This is a genomic window from Enterococcus sp. DIV0561 (assembly GCF_050539875.1).
Classification (GTDB): domain Bacteria; phylum Bacillota; class Bacilli; order Lactobacillales; family Enterococcaceae; genus Enterococcus; species Enterococcus faecalis.
Genome location: NZ_CP172927.1, coordinates 554,873 through 570,455 on the forward strand (window position 1 = coordinate 554,873; position 15,583 = coordinate 570,455).

Annotated in this window: 16 protein-coding genes and 1 pseudogene; 12 read left to right on the forward strand and 5 right to left on the reverse strand. The window is 35.1% G+C overall.

Going from position 1 to position 15,583, the window contains the following annotated elements:
• Window positions 1-25: 25 nt before the first annotated feature.
• A complete protein-coding gene (locus tag IGM13_RS02785; protein WP_002368000.1) occupies window positions 26-484 on the reverse strand; it encodes a helix-turn-helix domain-containing protein in 459 nt (152 codons plus the stop codon).
• Window positions 485-499: 15 nt separating this feature from the next.
• Window positions 500-2,062, reverse strand: coding sequence for an ATP-binding cassette domain-containing protein (locus tag IGM13_RS02790; RefSeq protein WP_010715033.1), 1,563 nt, complete (start codon window positions 2,060-2,062; stop codon window positions 500-502).
• A gap of 429 nt (window positions 2,063-2,491) precedes the next feature.
• Here IGM13_RS02790 and IGM13_RS02795 point away from each other — a divergent pair, with 429 nt between their 5' ends.
• The 8 genes and pseudogenes from IGM13_RS02795 (at window position 2,492) to IGM13_RS02830 (ending at window position 9,643) form a co-directional block, all read left to right on the forward strand.
• Entirely contained in the window at window positions 2,492-2,911 is a 420-nt protein-coding gene (locus tag IGM13_RS02795; protein ID WP_256925523.1) for a hypothetical protein, read from the forward strand.
• Window positions 2,912-2,928: 17 nt separating this feature from the next.
• A pseudogene (locus IGM13_RS02800) lies at window positions 2,929-3,150 on the forward strand (radical SAM protein); the annotation flags it as partial.
• A gap of 54 nt (window positions 3,151-3,204) precedes the next feature.
• Complete coding sequence (locus tag IGM13_RS02805) at window positions 3,205-3,723, forward strand: SPASM domain-containing protein (protein WP_256925524.1); 519 nt, start codon at window positions 3,205-3,207, stop codon at window positions 3,721-3,723.
• Window positions 3,716-3,988 (forward strand): hypothetical protein, encoded by a 273-nt coding sequence (locus IGM13_RS02810; RefSeq protein ID WP_002368006.1) that lies wholly within the window; start codon window positions 3,716-3,718, stop codon window positions 3,986-3,988. The genes IGM13_RS02805 and IGM13_RS02810 overlap by 8 nt, the downstream gene beginning before the upstream one ends.
• Window positions 3,985-4,485 (forward strand): S24/S26 family peptidase, encoded by a 501-nt coding sequence (locus tag IGM13_RS02815; RefSeq protein ID WP_002419975.1) that lies wholly within the window; start codon window positions 3,985-3,987, stop codon window positions 4,483-4,485. The genes IGM13_RS02810 and IGM13_RS02815 overlap by 4 nt, the downstream gene beginning before the upstream one ends.
• 273 nt (window positions 4,486-4,758) lie before the next feature.
• Window positions 4,759-5,994 (forward strand): metallophosphoesterase family protein, encoded by a 1,236-nt coding sequence (locus IGM13_RS02820; RefSeq protein ID WP_002419976.1) that lies wholly within the window; start codon window positions 4,759-4,761, stop codon window positions 5,992-5,994.
• Complete coding sequence (locus tag IGM13_RS02825) at window positions 5,991-8,702, forward strand: ATP-binding protein (RefSeq protein WP_002419977.1); 2,712 nt, start codon at window positions 5,991-5,993, stop codon at window positions 8,700-8,702. Before IGM13_RS02820 ends, IGM13_RS02825 begins: the two co-directional genes overlap by 4 nt.
• Window positions 8,699-9,643 carry a 3'-5' exoribonuclease YhaM family protein gene (locus IGM13_RS02830; RefSeq protein ID WP_002379105.1) on the forward strand — a complete coding sequence of 315 codons (945 nt, stop codon included), beginning with the start codon at window positions 8,699-8,701 and terminating at the stop codon, window positions 9,641-9,643. Before IGM13_RS02825 ends, IGM13_RS02830 begins: the two co-directional genes overlap by 4 nt.
• A gap of 39 nt (window positions 9,644-9,682) precedes the next feature.
• On the opposite strand, the gene IGM13_RS02835 is transcribed toward IGM13_RS02830, so the two are convergent.
• From IGM13_RS02835 to IGM13_RS02845, 3 genes are all read right to left on the reverse strand, one after another.
• Entirely contained in the window at window positions 9,683-10,711 is a 1,029-nt protein-coding gene (locus tag IGM13_RS02835) for a peptidylprolyl isomerase (RefSeq protein WP_010816327.1), read from the reverse strand.
• Between the two features lie 163 nt (window positions 10,712-10,874).
• Window positions 10,875-11,219, reverse strand: coding sequence for a YtxH domain-containing protein (locus tag IGM13_RS02840; protein WP_002419979.1), 345 nt, complete (start codon window positions 11,217-11,219; stop codon window positions 10,875-10,877).
• Window positions 11,220-11,645: an HIT family protein gene (locus IGM13_RS02845; RefSeq protein ID WP_002355527.1), complete on the reverse strand. Its 426-nt coding sequence runs from the start codon at window positions 11,643-11,645 to the stop codon at window positions 11,220-11,222.
• 215 nt (window positions 11,646-11,860) lie between these two features.
• On the opposite strand from IGM13_RS02845, the gene IGM13_RS02850 reads away from it, so the two are divergent.
• The 4 genes from IGM13_RS02850 to trmB all read left to right on the forward strand — a co-directional run bounded on the left by IGM13_RS02850 (window position 11,861) and on the right by trmB (window position 15,436).
• Window positions 11,861-12,598, forward strand: a complete 738-nt coding sequence (locus tag IGM13_RS02850) for an ABC transporter ATP-binding protein (RefSeq protein WP_002363160.1) — start codon at window positions 11,861-11,863, stop codon at window positions 12,596-12,598.
• A 1-nt stretch (window position 12,599) separates the two neighbouring features.
• Window positions 12,600-13,811, forward strand: a complete 1,212-nt coding sequence (locus tag IGM13_RS02855) for an ABC transporter permease (RefSeq protein ID WP_010715036.1) — start codon at window positions 12,600-12,602, stop codon at window positions 13,809-13,811.
• A 128-nt stretch (window positions 13,812-13,939) separates the two neighbouring features.
• On the forward strand, window positions 13,940-14,719 hold the full coding sequence (locus IGM13_RS02860; RefSeq protein WP_002355531.1) for a phosphotransferase family protein: 780 nt from the start codon (window positions 13,940-13,942) through the stop codon (window positions 14,717-14,719).
• 72 nt (window positions 14,720-14,791) lie between these two features.
• Window positions 14,792-15,436, forward strand: coding sequence for a tRNA (guanosine(46)-N7)-methyltransferase TrmB (trmB, locus tag IGM13_RS02865; protein WP_002355532.1), 645 nt, complete (start codon window positions 14,792-14,794; stop codon window positions 15,434-15,436).
• Window positions 15,437-15,583: the final 147 nt, after the last annotated feature.

A 15,583-nucleotide genomic window follows, 5' to 3' on the forward strand; every position in this document is an offset into this window, starting at 1 on the left:
ATTATTTAATTTTGTGAATAGCTAGCTACTCTTGGTAATTTTGAATCGATAATTCTATAAAGTTTGTTAGCCAGTTTCCGAAATTTAAAATGTAAGCATGAGGGCCAATTAAGGTAATTCTAACAAGGTTTCTAGGCAAAAGCTGATATTCAAAACTTTTGTTTTGCTGATTACTACCGTAAACAGAGTTGAAATGTTTTAGTATTTTATTTTTAACGAATTCAATATCACTTTCTGTGTTAAGTGAGAAAGTCAATGTTACAAGGCCTTCATTGTTTTGTGGAACATCTTTCACATAAGATTCGATAGCGGTGTTCTTTACAATGATATCATCTGATTTTCCTAAAAAATCATAAATATCTCGTTCTGAGAAACGCCATTGTCCACCAATTTTTGTTCCTTTTATTTTTCCTTCTTTCAAATAATTTCGAATGGTTCTTGTGGTCACATTTAATTCTTGGGCTAATTGTTCTACAGACAACATATTTAGAAGTCTCCTTTAAATATTTATAATTTTATTAGCGTATTGACTATTTTTTTTATCATGAGAGGTAAAGATGAATATTTTATCTTTGACACATTCTAATAATGTTTCAAAGATTGCTTGACTGGATTCTTCGTCAATATTACTGGTACTCTCGTCTAAAATATAAACATCGGCATCCGCTAAAATAAGTCTTGCGACTGCAATTCTTTGTTTTTCTCCACCAGATAAATTATTGCCGTTTTCAGTTAAAACAGTTTCCCAGTCCTTAGTTTTCAAAATAGGATTAAGAATGCCTGTATTTAAAATAAGTTGTTTTTGTTCATAGGATAGAGGCGTTCCCATACCAATATTTTTTTCTAAAGTTTCTGTGAGTATTGTTGGTTCTTGCGCCAAATAGGCAATTTTGTTTCTCAAGCTTTTATTATTTATTGCATTGATTGGCAAATCGTTAATCATAATTCCTGATGATTCTCGAAACTTTAGTAATAGTTTTAATAAAGATGATTTACCACTTCCAGATTTTCCCGTTAAATAAACTCGATCCCCATTTTGTAGGTTTTCTTGGATCCTGTATTGAAATTGGTTACCGTCTATCTCGAATGTTGGGAAAAATAACTGGATGCTTACAATAGCACCTATATCTATGTCACCATCTCTTTCTATATTTTTGTCTAAACTATCTTTTATAAATGTATTTGCTGTTGTTAAAGTATTTAAATCGATAGTAACTTTAGATAATTCACTCAAAGAGGAAAAAAACAAAGGCAAAAGGATACTTAATATAATTAGACTGGAAATGGGCAAGGTATCTGCCGCAATTAACATACTTGTTCGAATATAAACAAAAGTTTGGAAACTTTGATTAATAAAAGCAACAATACTACTAGTGCTTTGAGCGAATTTATTAGTACTAGCTACGGATTGATACATTAAATTGATTTTTTCGTAGAGTAAATTTTCTAAAATTTCAGCTGAAATGCCGGCTTTAACAGCATCTTGATTTGATAACGTAGAGATTAAATTTTTGTTTGCAACAGCTGCATTTTTTTGCATGTTTTCCATTCGAACTTTTAATTTTTTATTTATATACTTAAATCCAAAATAGTTTAAAGGAATCAATAAAACCATGAATAAAACAATTTCAATAGAAAGATAACTGACCATAAGTAAAGATAAAAGGATAGTGAAAATTGATTTAATTGTCACACTGAAGCTAGATATCAAAAATAAATAAAGTGCATCCACAGCACTAAAAATACGATTAATCAAATAGGTTGGCTCAAGAGTAATGTAAGAGTCATACTTAAGGTGTATCATTTTATTAATTAGAGTAAATAAGTAATTGGAATTGAATCTTGCAGCAAAATTTTCTTTATAAACCATGATAACTAATTGTATTACTAAAGACAATAACATGGCTAAGAAAATATAGATCATTGCCTGTGAATTAAGGTTTTTTTTATTTGTTAGATATTGAATGATAATTGGTGCAATTAAAGAGGTTAATGTGGTGACTATAGCAGTCAAACTAACTAGAAAAACAAATTTTTTATTTTTTTTCATAATCTTTTCCATGATTTGCAACTCCCCTTTCGTACTTAAACACATTGTATATAATTTCATAATAGATATCAATATTTTCGCTGTTTTTCCTAAATTATATTGAATAAAGAGGAAAATATTTGACCTTTTGAGGAAAAGCGTGTATTATTTGAAATATATTTAAGGAGCTGATTATTTAGGAGAGGAGGAATTTTCTATGAAATTTAATAAACCAGAATTGAAAAAAATTGGCAAAACAATTCAATTAGGCTGTATGTGTGGAATCCTTGTAGGTACTGGAACTTAAAAAACAATTTTGAATAAAGAAATGTAACCTAATCAAATTTTTCATTTAATATTACGAAACGATAAATCTTAGCTCCTTAAATTTTCTATCTTTAATTAATAATGTACGCTTAAGTTTAAATGCTCTCAGGCATACAAAGAAGGGAAGGATAATTTTTGTTAAAATTTTATTTTTATAGAAACAAGGTTATAGTACATAATCCAATTATTAGTAGTTGGATTGGTATAGAAGAAAATGAACTTCCTATTCTCGAAAAATATCTAAAAACTAGAGATAGACATGATATCTCAAAAGACTTATTAAGAAAAATAGAATTGTATAGAATCTTTGATTTCACTGACTTGGAAGTAGAGGAGAATTTTCATAAATTAATAGAAAATTTCTCTATTCCACGCACGGTATATATTGTTGTAACCGAAGAATGTAATTTAAAATGTACCTATTGTTATGCTGAAGCAGGTCCAGGTAAAAAGCTACGTAGAGAATTAGATTACGAAGAGTATGATAAGATTTTTAAACAGTTAAAGGTAGCTGGAGTAAAAAAATTGTTTTTACAGGTGGAGAAGTTGGTTTAAAAAAGAACTTCTATAAGATATTAGATAATGCATATAAAAAAGGATTTATCTGCAACTTAATATCCAATGGTAGAGTAGCCTATAACATCAAACAAGCTAAGTTTTTATCTGAACGTTGTTACAAAATTACAATCAGTTTAGACTCTTTAAATGAAAATAACAATGATGACAATAGAGGAAGAGGATGCTTTAAAGTTGCTACAAAGGCTTTAGAGAATCTAATAAAACTTAACTTTAAAAATTTAGCCATTAATCAAACAATTACTAAAAATAATATTGCTGACATTGATACAATGGTTACCTTTGCAAAATCTCATAAAATAAACTTAAATATTGGAACTTTTTGTAAATTGGGTAGAGGATTTGACGATATTTCTCTTACAAAAGATGAAAGAAAAGAGATTGATCGGATTGCTATGAAATACAAGAAAGCTTTAAATACATTTACAATTAAAGTTCATTGTGGTCAAGGTATCGGAGAATTTTCAATTGATCCCATGGGAAATGTCTATACTTGTAAGTTATTGGATCAAAAAGATTTTTACTTAGGGAATGTTAGAGCCGAACCGCTAGACTATATTTTTAAGAATAAAAAAATTGATCACTTCTCTTATTCGTCCCTTGGTATGGAACCGTGTAAAAATTGTTCATTCAAACTGCTTTGTGGAGGCTCGTGTAGAGCAAATCATTATTATTCAAAGTCAAAGGATGATTCTTCGAATGTAATCAATAATGAGGAATGCAAAATAATCAAAGGAATGATTTTGGAACAAATGTATCAATTTGTATATGGAGGTAAAGAGCATGCTTAGTATTAATGAAAAAATTAATTATGAAGACAAAGGAGAGTTTTTAGTTATATCATTAAATGAGGATGGCTTTATGCTTGAAGATAAAACTTCAATATTTATTTTTCATAGAATCGAAGCTAAAAAATTTAAGAATATTGATGAAGCTGTGTCTAGGTTATCTAAAGAATTTGATACAGATAATCAAAATATGTATATAGTAAGAGAACAAATTAAGGCATTTATAGAAGAGCTATTGAAATATGATGTGGTGGTGATGAGGCAATGAGGTTTGTTGCAGAAGGAGTATCTATGTTGCCAACATATAAAGAGGGAGATATTTTAGTAGCACAATGTAGTAACTTTGAAATAAGTACAGGTAAAATTGTTGTAATAAAAAGTCTATACAACAACTTTTTTGCACATAGAGTAGTCAGTATAGGAGAAGGTCTAGCCATATGTAAAGGAGATAATTTTAAATATTTTGATCCCCCTGTAAGAACTAATTCAATTGTAGGCGTGATAGAGGATCAGGCAGATGACAGCTATGTGAAAGAGAAGATAAAAATAAGAGCAATATATAGTAATGAAAAAATTAGTGACAATTTTAATATCTTGGTTCTTTCTAAAAATCTATTGAGAGAGATACATTTAGAAAATTTGGTGAACTTTGAGGTACCTGTTGATTCAGAAGAATTCTGTATTTATTATAGATATTTAAGCAATAATTTACCTAAAAACCAAAATGATTTTTTTAATAAATTTGATTCAATATTCAGTATTTGAACTTATAGAAAGGACTACTTTAGTACCTGTTTTTAGAGTAATCCTAAATTTGAAATCATATATAAAAATTTTCACTTATTATTCTTACCAATTATAGCTATTTTACTTTTATGAATATAAGAAGAAACGGACAATCTAAATACTTGCTTTTTCGACAGAATCAGTTAACCTGATTCTTTTTTTATTGAAAAAACGAACAAATTTTCGTATGTTTTTACTGACCAAGCTGGCAGAAAATGATATGATAAAGGGAGGAGAAAAGGAGGGGAAACGATGAAACTATTGCATACAGCTGATTTACACATGGATCGGTCTTTTGAAGGGTTAACTGGGATCCCGACAGCCTTAGCGAAGCGCTTAAGAGAAGCTAATCAACAATTGTTAATGAACATCGTAACAGTTGCCATTCGAGAAGCGGTGGACTTGGTTATTTTTGCAGGAGATACGTTTCATCAAAGTCAGACCTCTATTTCAATGCAAGCCCAATTGATGGCCGCATTAGAACAGTTGAAACAAGCAGAAATCCCTGTGATTCTAACATTTGGGAATCATGATTACTATAAAAAAGACCGCTATTGGTTTTCTTTTCCAGACAATGTTTTTTTATTTGAAAAAGAAATGGTTGAGACACTGTATTTTGAAACGAAAGCGGGCGAACAAGTGGCTGTTTCAGGGTTTAGTTATGAGCATCCCTGGATTGATGAAAATAAAGCACTAGAATTTCCTATCAAACAAGCAGATTCTGACATTCATATTGGGATTTATCATGGAGACACCAGTCGGAAAGCGCAACAAAATTATGCTCCGTTTACATGGAAGGATTTAAAAGCCACTGGCTATAATTATTGGGCATTGGGCCACATTCATCAGCCGCTAATTGTTAGTGAACAACCGCTAATTGTTTATCCTGGAACACCTCAAGGGCACACGAAAAAAGAACAGTCTTTACAAGGGGTTGCAGTGGTCACACTTTCCCAAAATCAAGCGACTGTTCAATTTGAAAAAGTCGCAGAAATAGATTGGACGAATGAAGAAGTATCTCTGGCGCAATGCCGTGACACCCAAAGCGTTTTGTCTTATCTTGAAACCAGTTTGCTGACGAAGTGGCATGCGCATCAGCAACAGCAATTGATGGCGTTGACACTGAAAGAAACGCAACATTTGGATGTGACCGTGGTGCAAGCCATTGTCAACGGCGAACTATTAAGCTACTTACAGCAGCAGCTTTTACAAAAAACGCAAGGTGATTTTTTTGTTTATCGTCTAATATTGCAAGCAGAGGAACCAACGAAAGAACCGATCTATTTAGCCGCTAGTCCCAACTTATTAACGGCATTAGAAAAAACATACTTAGATCCAGTTATTTTTGAAGATACCACCAAGGAATTGTTACGTTATCCAGAATTTGCTGGAATTTTTTCAATGGATGAGCAGTGGCGATTAGAGAGCTTGGACCTAGCACATGAGCAAATTAATGAAGACTTTACTATTCAGGAGGACCCACTATGAAATTACTCGCAGTAGAGATTGTGGGCTTTGGAAAATGGCAACAACAGAAAATTACATTTGAATCTGGTAATCAATTGCTGTACGGCGCAAATGAAGTTGGCAAGTCCACATTGTATCAATTCATTCAAGCAATGCTGTTTGGTTTTCCCACAAAGGGCAAAAGAAAACGCGATTACGCACCTAAAAATGGTGGTTCGTATGGTGGTCGTTTGTGGTTGGAACATCCTGTGTTTGGGGAAGTTCAAGTCGAGCGTTTTAAAGAAAAAAATAAAGGGCAAGCAATCATTTATTATCAACAACAAATGGGGGATGAAAAAACCTTACAGCAAATGTTACATCCGCTAACGAAAAAGTTATTTCAAGAGGTTTTTACTTTCCAACAAGAACAATTAATTACGAGTGACAAGTTGACAGAAGAGGAACTGCAAACATCCTTGTTAGCCATTGGTGTTTCTGGTAGTCAACAACTTTTGATTTACCGAAATGCGTACTTTAAAGAAGCACAAAAAATCTTTAAAGGTAAAGGACAGCAGCCATTACTCAATCAGAAGTTGGCGGCTTATCAAGAACTAAAAGAGCAAATTCAAGAGAAAGAAGCGCAGCAACAAACTTTTCAACAATTAGAAGAAACGATTCGCGAAACAGAACAACAGCGAGTGACACTGCAACAGCAATTAAAAGAAACGCAACAGGGCTTGTTACAGGTTGCGGAACAGCAACGTCACTTTCCCTTGTACGAAGAATGGCAGTCGCTGCCTGAAGAAACAGAGAACGTTGTTTTAGTAAAAGAAGACCAAGTGCAATTAGAAGAAACCTTTCAAGAATATATGTACCTAGACAAAGAACGACAACGTTTGACCAAAGAGTTATCTCTTCAGTCAGAAGCGCTCGATGTTCCAGAAGGCTATGCTTTTTACTTAGAACAAGAAGCATTAATTCAACAATTGTTGAATCAACGCTATGATATGCAACAATTGATGACGGAATCGGAATGGATGACCCAAACCTTTGATCAAAATCGTCAAGAAATGGTCCTTTTAGAGAACGAATGGTCATGGTCGCCTGAACGACCACCACAGCTTTTTTATGACAACGAAACCGTTCAAAAGTGGCGCCAACAACAAGTTGCGTATACGCAAGCTCTTCAAAAAGGCCAAGAACAAAAAGCATTCTTGGCTTCTCAAATTGAAAATCTGGAAGACCAGTTAACGGACTTTGAAAAAGAGCACGCTGCATTTTTTGGTGAAGCGACACGTGCTCAAAGAGCGCAGAAAACAAGTCAGCCACTATGGTTATTGTCAGGAAGTCTCCTTACATTACTGGGTTTCTTTTTGCCGAGCCCTTTAAAATGGGGCCTAGTTCTCGTGGGAGTTAGTCTTATCGCAAAAGAAGTGATTGGCTACGCCACTAGAAAAGAAGCGTCCTCAGATGAAGTGAAAGAAGAATGGCAGACGAAACTTTCGCAACTAGATTATTTAAATGAACAGTTCCAACAAGCGCTGAATCAAGAACGTGAGGCACAACTGAAAGTGGAACAGCTTGAACAAGCAGTAGCGGAGCAAGCCCAAGTCCATCAATTAGGAAAAATGCAACAAATTGATACTTTAATGAATCAGCGGGAATTGATTACGCGCTATCTATTGCTTGTTCAAACAAACGAAGAACTCATGAGTCAATTGAAGGAAAATCAACAAAAACGCCAAGTATTTGAAGAACAAGTCTTTCCATTGATGACGCATTTACCCTTACAAGGAAAGAGCCTTTCCGAAAAATTACACTTTTTAGAAGGATTTGCTGAAGAAATGGAGAAAGTTCGCTTTGCTCAGGAGTATCAAGCAGATGGCTATCTCAAACAGCAGTTACGAGAGTTGAAAACTAAACAGCAAGAAGCGTTAACACGAATTCAGCCTTTACTAATTCGTTATCGGATTCTATCAATCGCTGATGTTCCAATGAGGATTCAACAGCTGACGACTCAGCAAGCTCAAGTTGGTCGTGGGCAAGAATTAGCGACACAATTAGGCAATCTGTTTCCAGAAGCGGTAACAGAGGCAACGTTAAAAGACCGTTCTTTACAACTGGCGCAGCAACAAGCACTGGAAGAAAGTCAGTTAAATAAAATACAAGAACAGTATCAAGCGTTGATTTATGAAAAACAACAATTAATGACGGATGGTACCTTAGATGAGTTGTATCAACGCCAAGCAATTTTAAAAGCGGAAATCAAAGAACTAGCTCAACGTTGGTCTGGGTATCAACTAGCGGGACAACTGTTAATGGACCTATTAACAGAGCTTTCGGAACAACAATTGCCCAGCTTATTACAGTATGCATCAAGCTACTTTGCACTTTTAACAAACCAGCGTTATCAATCAATCCAAGTAGCCGAAGGTCAACTAGTTGCGGTGACGAAAGAACAAGAAATGTTTTATTTACATGAATTATCAACTGGCACTAAAGATCAATTGATGATGGCTGTTCGTTTTGCTTTTTTAGCAGTCCAAGGCGAGCAACTGATTTGTCCAATTATCATTGATGATGGCTGGTTACACTATGATCATCAAAGAAAAGCCCAATTAGCTGAATTATTTACTAAGTTTGGTCAAAAACAGCAAGTCATTTGTTTTTCTTCTGACCAAGAAATGGTAAGCTATTATCAGGACTTACAACAAAGAGTAATTGCGTTAGAAGGAGGAAGCGTCAAGTGAAAAAATTACGTGAATTAACAGTAGAAGAACTTTTTGAATCATTTGTTCTAATTAAAAATGCCGATGTGCGTGTAGCTAAAAATGGGAAAAAGTTTATTGCCTTTACCTTTCAAGACACATCTGGTACGATTGACGGAAAATATTGGGACGCCTCTGAGGATGAAATTACACGATTTACTGCGGGAAACGTTGTTTTACTGAATGGGAAACGAGAAGTTTATCAAAACAAACCCCAAGTAAAAATTTTACACATGCGTTTAGCGACAGCAGAGGAACCAAGCCAGCCAAGTTTATATATGGAACGAGCGCCTTTGAAAAAAGAAGAGATGGTCGAGGAAATCAATCAAGTAATTTTTGAGATTACCAATGCTCATTGGAATCGTATTGTGCGCTATCTCATGACGAAATACCAACAAGAATTTTATGAATTTCCTGCAGCCAAACGGAACCATCATGCTTTTGCGAATGGCTTAGCTTACCACACTGTCTCAATGTTGCGCCTAGGCAAAGCAATTGCTAAGGAATATCCTGAAATTAACACGTCACTATTATACGCGGGGATTATTTTACATGACTTAGGAAAAGTTTTAGAGTTATCTGGCGCTATTACGACAGAATATACGGTGGCAGGGAACTTAATTGGTCATTTAGTTTTGGTGGATGAGGAAATTACCAAGGCGTGTTTGGCTTTAAAAATTGATGATCGAGAAGAAGACGTTGTCATTCTTCGGCACATGGTCTTAGCCCACCATGGATTGTTGGAATATGGCTCACCTGTGCGACCAAGAATTATGGAAGCGGAAATCTTACATCAAATTGATACCATGGATGCGTCCATTCAAATGATGCTAGGGGCCATTCGTCAAACACAGCCTGGGGAGTATACGGAACGAATCTTTGGTTTAGATAACCGCAGTTTCTATGTTCCAAAAGATAAATAAAAAAAGGGAGTGGTCAATCGACCACTCTCTTTTTTATACTTATTTAGAAGAAGATTCTGTTGTTTTGCTTGAAGAATCTGTTGCTTTTTCAGAGTCGCTTGTTTTGGTATCACTTGTTTTAGAATCACTTGATTTTGATTCTTTTTTCTCTGAAGAAGCGCTTGAAGATTCAGTTTGCATGTAGCCTGCTAAAGCGTTCTTGAAGGCATCATCTTTAATTTTCACATTGGCCGCTTTTAATTCGTCACTAATAACTTTTGCTTGGAATGTTTGATCGGCTAATTTTGTCTCTTCAGCAATTTTCTTGATCTCTTTTTCATAAGGTTTCATGTCATTGCCTTTTGCTTTGTTTTTCGTCATTTTCACTACATAGTAAGTTGTTTGGTATGTTTGTGCGTTTGTTGCAGCAATTGGTTCTGATACTTCGCCATCTTTTAGTTTGAAGGCTGCTTCTTTAACTTCGGCAGGAACAGTTGTTGATTGTGAATCAAATTTAATTTTACCGCCGTCTTTTTTCGTTGCAGCATCGGTTGATTTGTCTTTGGCAATTTTTGCGAAATCGCCGCCGTCAGTGATTTCTTTCTTGACAGCTTTTGCATCATCTTCTGAAGCAACTTGGATAATTTGTGCTTCTACTTCTGGATGGAAGCTTGCCCAAGCTGTTTTTAAGTCTTCATCTGTAATTTTAAGATGTGCTTTCATACCTTCTTGGAAAGCAGCAGTTTGTTTTAATTGTTTTTTGAAATCTTTTTCAGTTAAGCCGTATTGTTTTAAAGCATCAGTGAATTTTGCACCTTGTGCTTCCATTTGTTCTTTAGCATCATCAAATTTCTTTTGAACATCTTTATCAGTGACTTTATTACCATATTTATCTTCAAAGACTTTATAGATAACCATTTGGCTAAACGCTTGTTGGCTAGTACTTTGCCCTTTAATTTGGTTATAAAAATCATCAACAGTAATTGTTGAACCTTTCATTGTTGCGATATCTTTTGAACCGCTTGAACACGCTGCTAAACTAAAAACGGCCATTGCGCCCGCTGCAGCTAAGATTAGTTTTTTCTTCATTCTCTTATGCACTCCTGTTTTTTTTAGTTTTATTTCTGTTATAACTATACCATACCTCATTTTGAAAAAGAAAGAGTCTCAGGCATAGTTTCAAACAAAATTCGTATTTACGTCACACTTTTTATTTTTTTAATAACAAAAGAAATAATTAACATCAAAGACTTTACTTTTGCTTGTTAGTTTGTGTGTCAGGTAATTCAGCCGTGATTTTGGCAATTTGTTCTTTAATTTGAGCAATCCGAGGTTCCGATTGGAATTTGAAATCAGTGATTTCTTGTTGCAGGTCTTTTGAAAATTCAGTTGCCAGTGGTACGTTTTCTTCGACAACTGCCAAATTTCGTTGCACCTGATCCCAGTCATTCATGACTTGATTTTTCAGTGAACGATAGTCCTCTAGCTCATTGATTAAATGTTGACGTGTTTCTTTCCCGCTTCTTGGAGCAGCCAACAATCCGCCAATGGTACCAGCAGCTGCGCCAAAAAAGAGACCTTTAATAAATTTTTTCATTTAGTTCACCTGCTTTGCAATGGTTTCAGCAATTTCTTGCATCGCTTCGGCGGAATAGTCCTCTTGATGGTTGCCAAAATGAATAGAGAAATCATCTTCTTTTGAATAACGGGGAATCAAATGAACGTGGGAATGGAAAACGGATTGATAAGCCACTTCCTTATTGTTATTTAAAATGTTTAATCCTTCCATTTCTGGAAAAGCTTTTTCTAATGCTCGTGCTACTTTAGGAATACGAGCAAAGACGTCGCTTGCTAAAACGTCATTATATTCAAAAATATCAGCAACATGTTGTTTTGGAATCATTAAGGTATGCCCTTTGGTCACTTGTGTAATGTCTAAAAACGCGTAGACTTTCTCGTCTTCATAGACTTTATAACTTGGGATTTCGCCGTTGATAATTTTACAAAAAATACAATCATTCATGAAAAATTCCTCTTTTCTCTAGGTTCTTTCCTTTACTTTACCACAAGTTGATTTCTCTGTGGATGAAAAAGTACGTGAGTTCGCTAAAAAGTTCGTTTCATTTCGTGTATAATAAGAGAAAGAAAAAAATCCATTTAATTAAGGGAGTAATTTTTGAATTCTTGGTTCGCTTAGGGTTTAATAATGGTAGAGAGAAAAGGTTGGAGGCAAAAGAAATGAGCTTAACAATTGAACATTTAACAGGAGGTTACGGCCATATTCCTGTCTTAAAAGACATTAATTTTGACGTCAAGTCTGGTGAAATGGTTGGTTTAATCGGCTTGAATGGTGCGGGGAAAAGTACCACCATCAAAAATATTATTGGGTTACTTACGCCGCAAAAAGGCAAAATTATGATTGACGGGGAAACATTGCAACAAGCCCCTGAAGAATATCGTAAAAAAATCGGGTATATTCCGGAAACACCTTCTTTATATGAAGAATTAACATTGAAAGAGCATATCGAAGTAACGGCCTTGGCTTATGATATTCCATTAGAAGAAGCGTTCAAACGAGCAGAACCATTACTAAAAACGTTCCGTTTAGACAATAAATTGGAATGGTTTCCTGCTAATTTTTCAAAAGGCATGAAACAAAAAGTCATGGTACTTTGTGCATTCTTAATTGAACCGAGTTTATATATTATTGATGAACCTTTTCTAGGCTTAGATCCTTTAGCAATTCATGCTTTATTAGAATTAATGGATACGATGCGTAAGCAAGGGGCAGCGATTTTAATGTCCACGCATATTTTAGCAACAGCTGAAAAATATTGTGATCGCTTTGTGGTGCTACACGAAGGAAAATTACGGGCAAACGGTACAATGGCTGAATTACGAGCAGAATTTAATTTACCAGAGTCTTCTTTAGATGATATTTATCTTGCCTTGACGAAGGAAGAAAAGGTGGGGTAACATGGGCGAATTTTTTAGTCAACGTTTGTCACGGCATTTCAAAAAAATGTCCAAGTACTTGCGCTATATTTTAAATGATCATTTTGTTTTAGTCTGTATGTTTTTATTAGGCGGATTAGGTCTGTACTATTCCCAGTTGTTAAAAGAATTACCTCGTGATTTTGTTTGGGGCAGACCGTTAATTCTGTTGAGCTGGTTGCTACTCATTCAAGTTGGTAAGTTGGCTACTTTGACAGAAGAGCCCGACAAGGTGTTTTTATTACCAAAAGAAAAACAATTCGCTGCTTATCTGAAACGGGCGCTGCGCTACTCTTTAATTTTACCGATTGTGGTCAGCTTTCTAGGAAGTGGCCTATTGATGCCGTTGATTGTAGTCACAACGGGTTGGTCGTTTCAAACCTTCTTTTTATTTTTGGTCATGCTAGTTTGTATGATTTATACACATCTTAGTTTACAAAGCTACGGGCTCTATCATCTTTCGTCAACCACTTACCGTAGTTGGTGGTTCGTTTGGTTGATCAGTAGTCTCTTGATTATGACGGGAGCCATTTACTGGACGCCTTGGGTTGGTGTGATTGGTGGCATCATTCTGGCCGTTTGTTTATCGAGTATTTGGCAAAATAAGATGAAACAGAGTTTCTTGGATTGGGAAAAAATGATCCAAAAAGAACAAAACAGAATGCATAGAATTTATAAATTCATTCAGTTGTTTACAGATATTCCTGAAGTGAGTAGTACAGTGAAACGTCGTAAATACTTAGATCCTCTCCTCGGAGTAGTCAAAAAAACATCTGAGAACACGTATGCTTACTTATTCATTCGGAGCTTTTTACGAGGTAGCGAATATAGTGGCCTATTGTTTCGCTTGATTTTGGTTGGTGGCGTGCTACTCTTCTTTTTACAAGAATTCTGGATTGCGTTGGTAGTTGCTTTATTGTTTGTCTATTTAATCGGGTTCCAGTTGATTCCCATGTACACGCAATTTGATTATATGGTGATGACACAGCTATATCCAATTTCAATAGAAAAAAAACAAGCAGCAATTCGCCGGTTAATTGGCGGCGCATTGTCTGTTGCGGCCATTATTTTTGGTGGGATTGTCTGCCTTCGTTTAGGCAATTTGCAAAATAGCTTGCTCATTCTGGGTGCCTTAATTGTAGAAGTTGTGATTTTCACTAAAATGTATGTTCCAATGCGCTTGAATAAGTTATAAAGATGAGAAAACCCAGCAAAATTTACAAAAGAACCACATAGAAGCTTGACGAAGCAAGGTTTGGCGACTAAAATGGTAATTGCTGTAAAAATTGCAATAAAATTGTGTTGAGATAGGAGATAATTTCCATGGAATTTCAGTTGGATAAAGACTGGCGTCTGCAGCCGATAAAGGGCGCAACTGGTCAAACATACATGGGAATAAAAGAAACAGAGAAAGTGTTCATTAAACGAAACACTTCTCCACTTCTTGCAGCATTGTCTAAAGAAGGGTTAGCCCCGAAGATGATTTGGACAAAGCGGACAGCGAATGGCGACGTACTAACAGCCCAAGAATGGCTGGAAGGACGTTTATTACATGCGGACGAAATTGGCAAACGCAATGACGTGATTGACGTGTTATACCAATTGCATCATTCTAATTTGCTGAAAGACATGTTGAAAAAAATTGGTGGCGAAGTTTGTACCCCGCTAACAATGTTGAAAGAGTATAAGCGTCAACTACCTAAAGAATTAAAACGAAACAGTTATTTAAAAGAAGTAATCACTTATTTATATAATCATTTACCAGAATATCCAGAAACTAGCTATGTGGCTGTCCACGGCGATGTGAATCATCGGAATTGGTTAGTCTCGAATAATTATCTCTATTTAGTAGATTGGGATTCTGTGATGGTCGCGGACCCAGCGGTAGATTTAGGAATGATTTTGAGTCATTATGTGCCTCGTTCCGGTTGGAATCAATGGTTACTATCTTATGGTTTAATTCCTAATGAAAGTACAGTTCAACGAATTTATTGGTATGGTTTATTTAGCTTTTTACAAGAGATTGTTCGTCATCACCAAGAGGGCGAAAGAAGAGCAATGACTGCAGAAATTTTACAATTAAAACGAATGTTTAGTAGTTAAACTAATTCATTTAACATCCACACAGGCTGGCGAATTTCACCAGTCTGTTTTTAAAAGAAAGGAATTTTAAATATGCGTGTAAGAAATAGACCCGGAGCAGCAGAATATATGGCAAAATATCCACAATATGTAGTAGAAGGTCCTGAAAAATGGCAAGGGAAATGGCAAGAACGTTTTGGCAATAATCATCCCATCCACATTGAAATTGGTTCAGGTAAAGGTCGTTTTATTTATGAAATGGCTAAAGCACATCCTGAAATTAATTATATTGGTATCGATATGCAATTAAGTATTTTATCGATTGCATTAGATAAGCTAGTGGCCGAGCCGTTACCTAATCTACAGTTATTGCGAGTAGACGGCGAAGCATTAACAGAATATTTTGCTGAAAATGAAGTAGATTTAATCTATTTAAATTTTTCAGATCCTTGGCCAAAGAAAAAACATGAAAAACGTCGTTTAACGTATAAAAACTTTTTAGCGACAGATGAAATTATTTTAAAACCAAATGGAGAAATTCATTTTAAAACGGATAATCAAGGGCTCTTCGAATACTCATTAAGTAGCTTTTCTAAATATGGCATGATTATTGAACGTGTATGGCTAGATTTGCATAATAGCGAGTTTGAAGGCAACATTATGACAGAATACGAAGAAAAATTTTCTAGTCGTGGTCAACGAATTTATCGAGTAGAAGCACGTTTTGTTGCAAAATAAAAGAGGTCGGGACAGAACCGTTTAGCTCCGAGAAATAAGAAGAAATTTCCAAAAATTGCTCTTTAATTTTTGGAGAATTTCGGCTTATTTCCGAAGGAGTTGGTTCTGTTCCCGCCGTTTATCAGTTTTTGAGCGTGGAGCAAAAAT

What these genes read in the sequence shown, in the direction of transcription:
- IGM13_RS02820 (WP_002419976.1), top strand. Translation starts at nt 4,759, where the DNA reads ATGAAACTATTGCATACAGCTGATTTACACATGGATCGGTCTTTTGAA.
- IGM13_RS02855 (WP_010715036.1), top strand. Translation starts at nt 12,600, where the DNA reads ATGGGCGAATTTTTTAGTCAACGTTTGTCACGGCATTTCAAAAAAATG.
- IGM13_RS02835 (WP_010816327.1), bottom strand. Translation starts at nt 10,711, where the DNA reads ATGAAGAAAAAACTAATCTTAGCTGCAGCGGGCGCAATGGCCGTTTTT.
- IGM13_RS02790 (WP_010715033.1), bottom strand. Translation starts at nt 2,062, where the DNA reads ATGGAAAAGATTATGAAAAAAAATAAAAAATTTGTTTTTCTAGTTAGT.
- IGM13_RS02860 (WP_002355531.1), top strand. Translation starts at nt 13,940, where the DNA reads ATGGAATTTCAGTTGGATAAAGACTGGCGTCTGCAGCCGATAAAGGGC.
- IGM13_RS02845 (WP_002355527.1), bottom strand. Translation starts at nt 11,645, where the DNA reads ATGAATGATTGTATTTTTTGTAAAATTATCAACGGCGAAATCCCAAGT.
- IGM13_RS02815 (WP_002419975.1), top strand. Translation starts at nt 3,985, where the DNA reads ATGAGGTTTGTTGCAGAAGGAGTATCTATGTTGCCAACATATAAAGAG.
- IGM13_RS02825 (WP_002419977.1), top strand. Translation starts at nt 5,991, where the DNA reads ATGAAATTACTCGCAGTAGAGATTGTGGGCTTTGGAAAATGGCAACAA.
- IGM13_RS02850 (WP_002363160.1), top strand. Translation starts at nt 11,861, where the DNA reads ATGAGCTTAACAATTGAACATTTAACAGGAGGTTACGGCCATATTCCT.
- IGM13_RS02810 (WP_002368006.1), top strand. Translation starts at nt 3,716, where the DNA reads ATGCTTAGTATTAATGAAAAAATTAATTATGAAGACAAAGGAGAGTTT.
- IGM13_RS02785 (WP_002368000.1), bottom strand. Translation starts at nt 484, where the DNA reads ATGTTGTCTGTAGAACAATTAGCCCAAGAATTAAATGTGACCACAAGA.
- IGM13_RS02805 (WP_256925524.1), top strand. Translation starts at nt 3,205, where the DNA reads ATGGTTACCTTTGCAAAATCTCATAAAATAAACTTAAATATTGGAACT.
- trmB (WP_002355532.1), top strand. Translation starts at nt 14,792, where the DNA reads ATGCGTGTAAGAAATAGACCCGGAGCAGCAGAATATATGGCAAAATAT.
- IGM13_RS02840 (WP_002419979.1), bottom strand. Translation starts at nt 11,219, where the DNA reads ATGAAAAAATTTATTAAAGGTCTCTTTTTTGGCGCAGCTGCTGGTACC.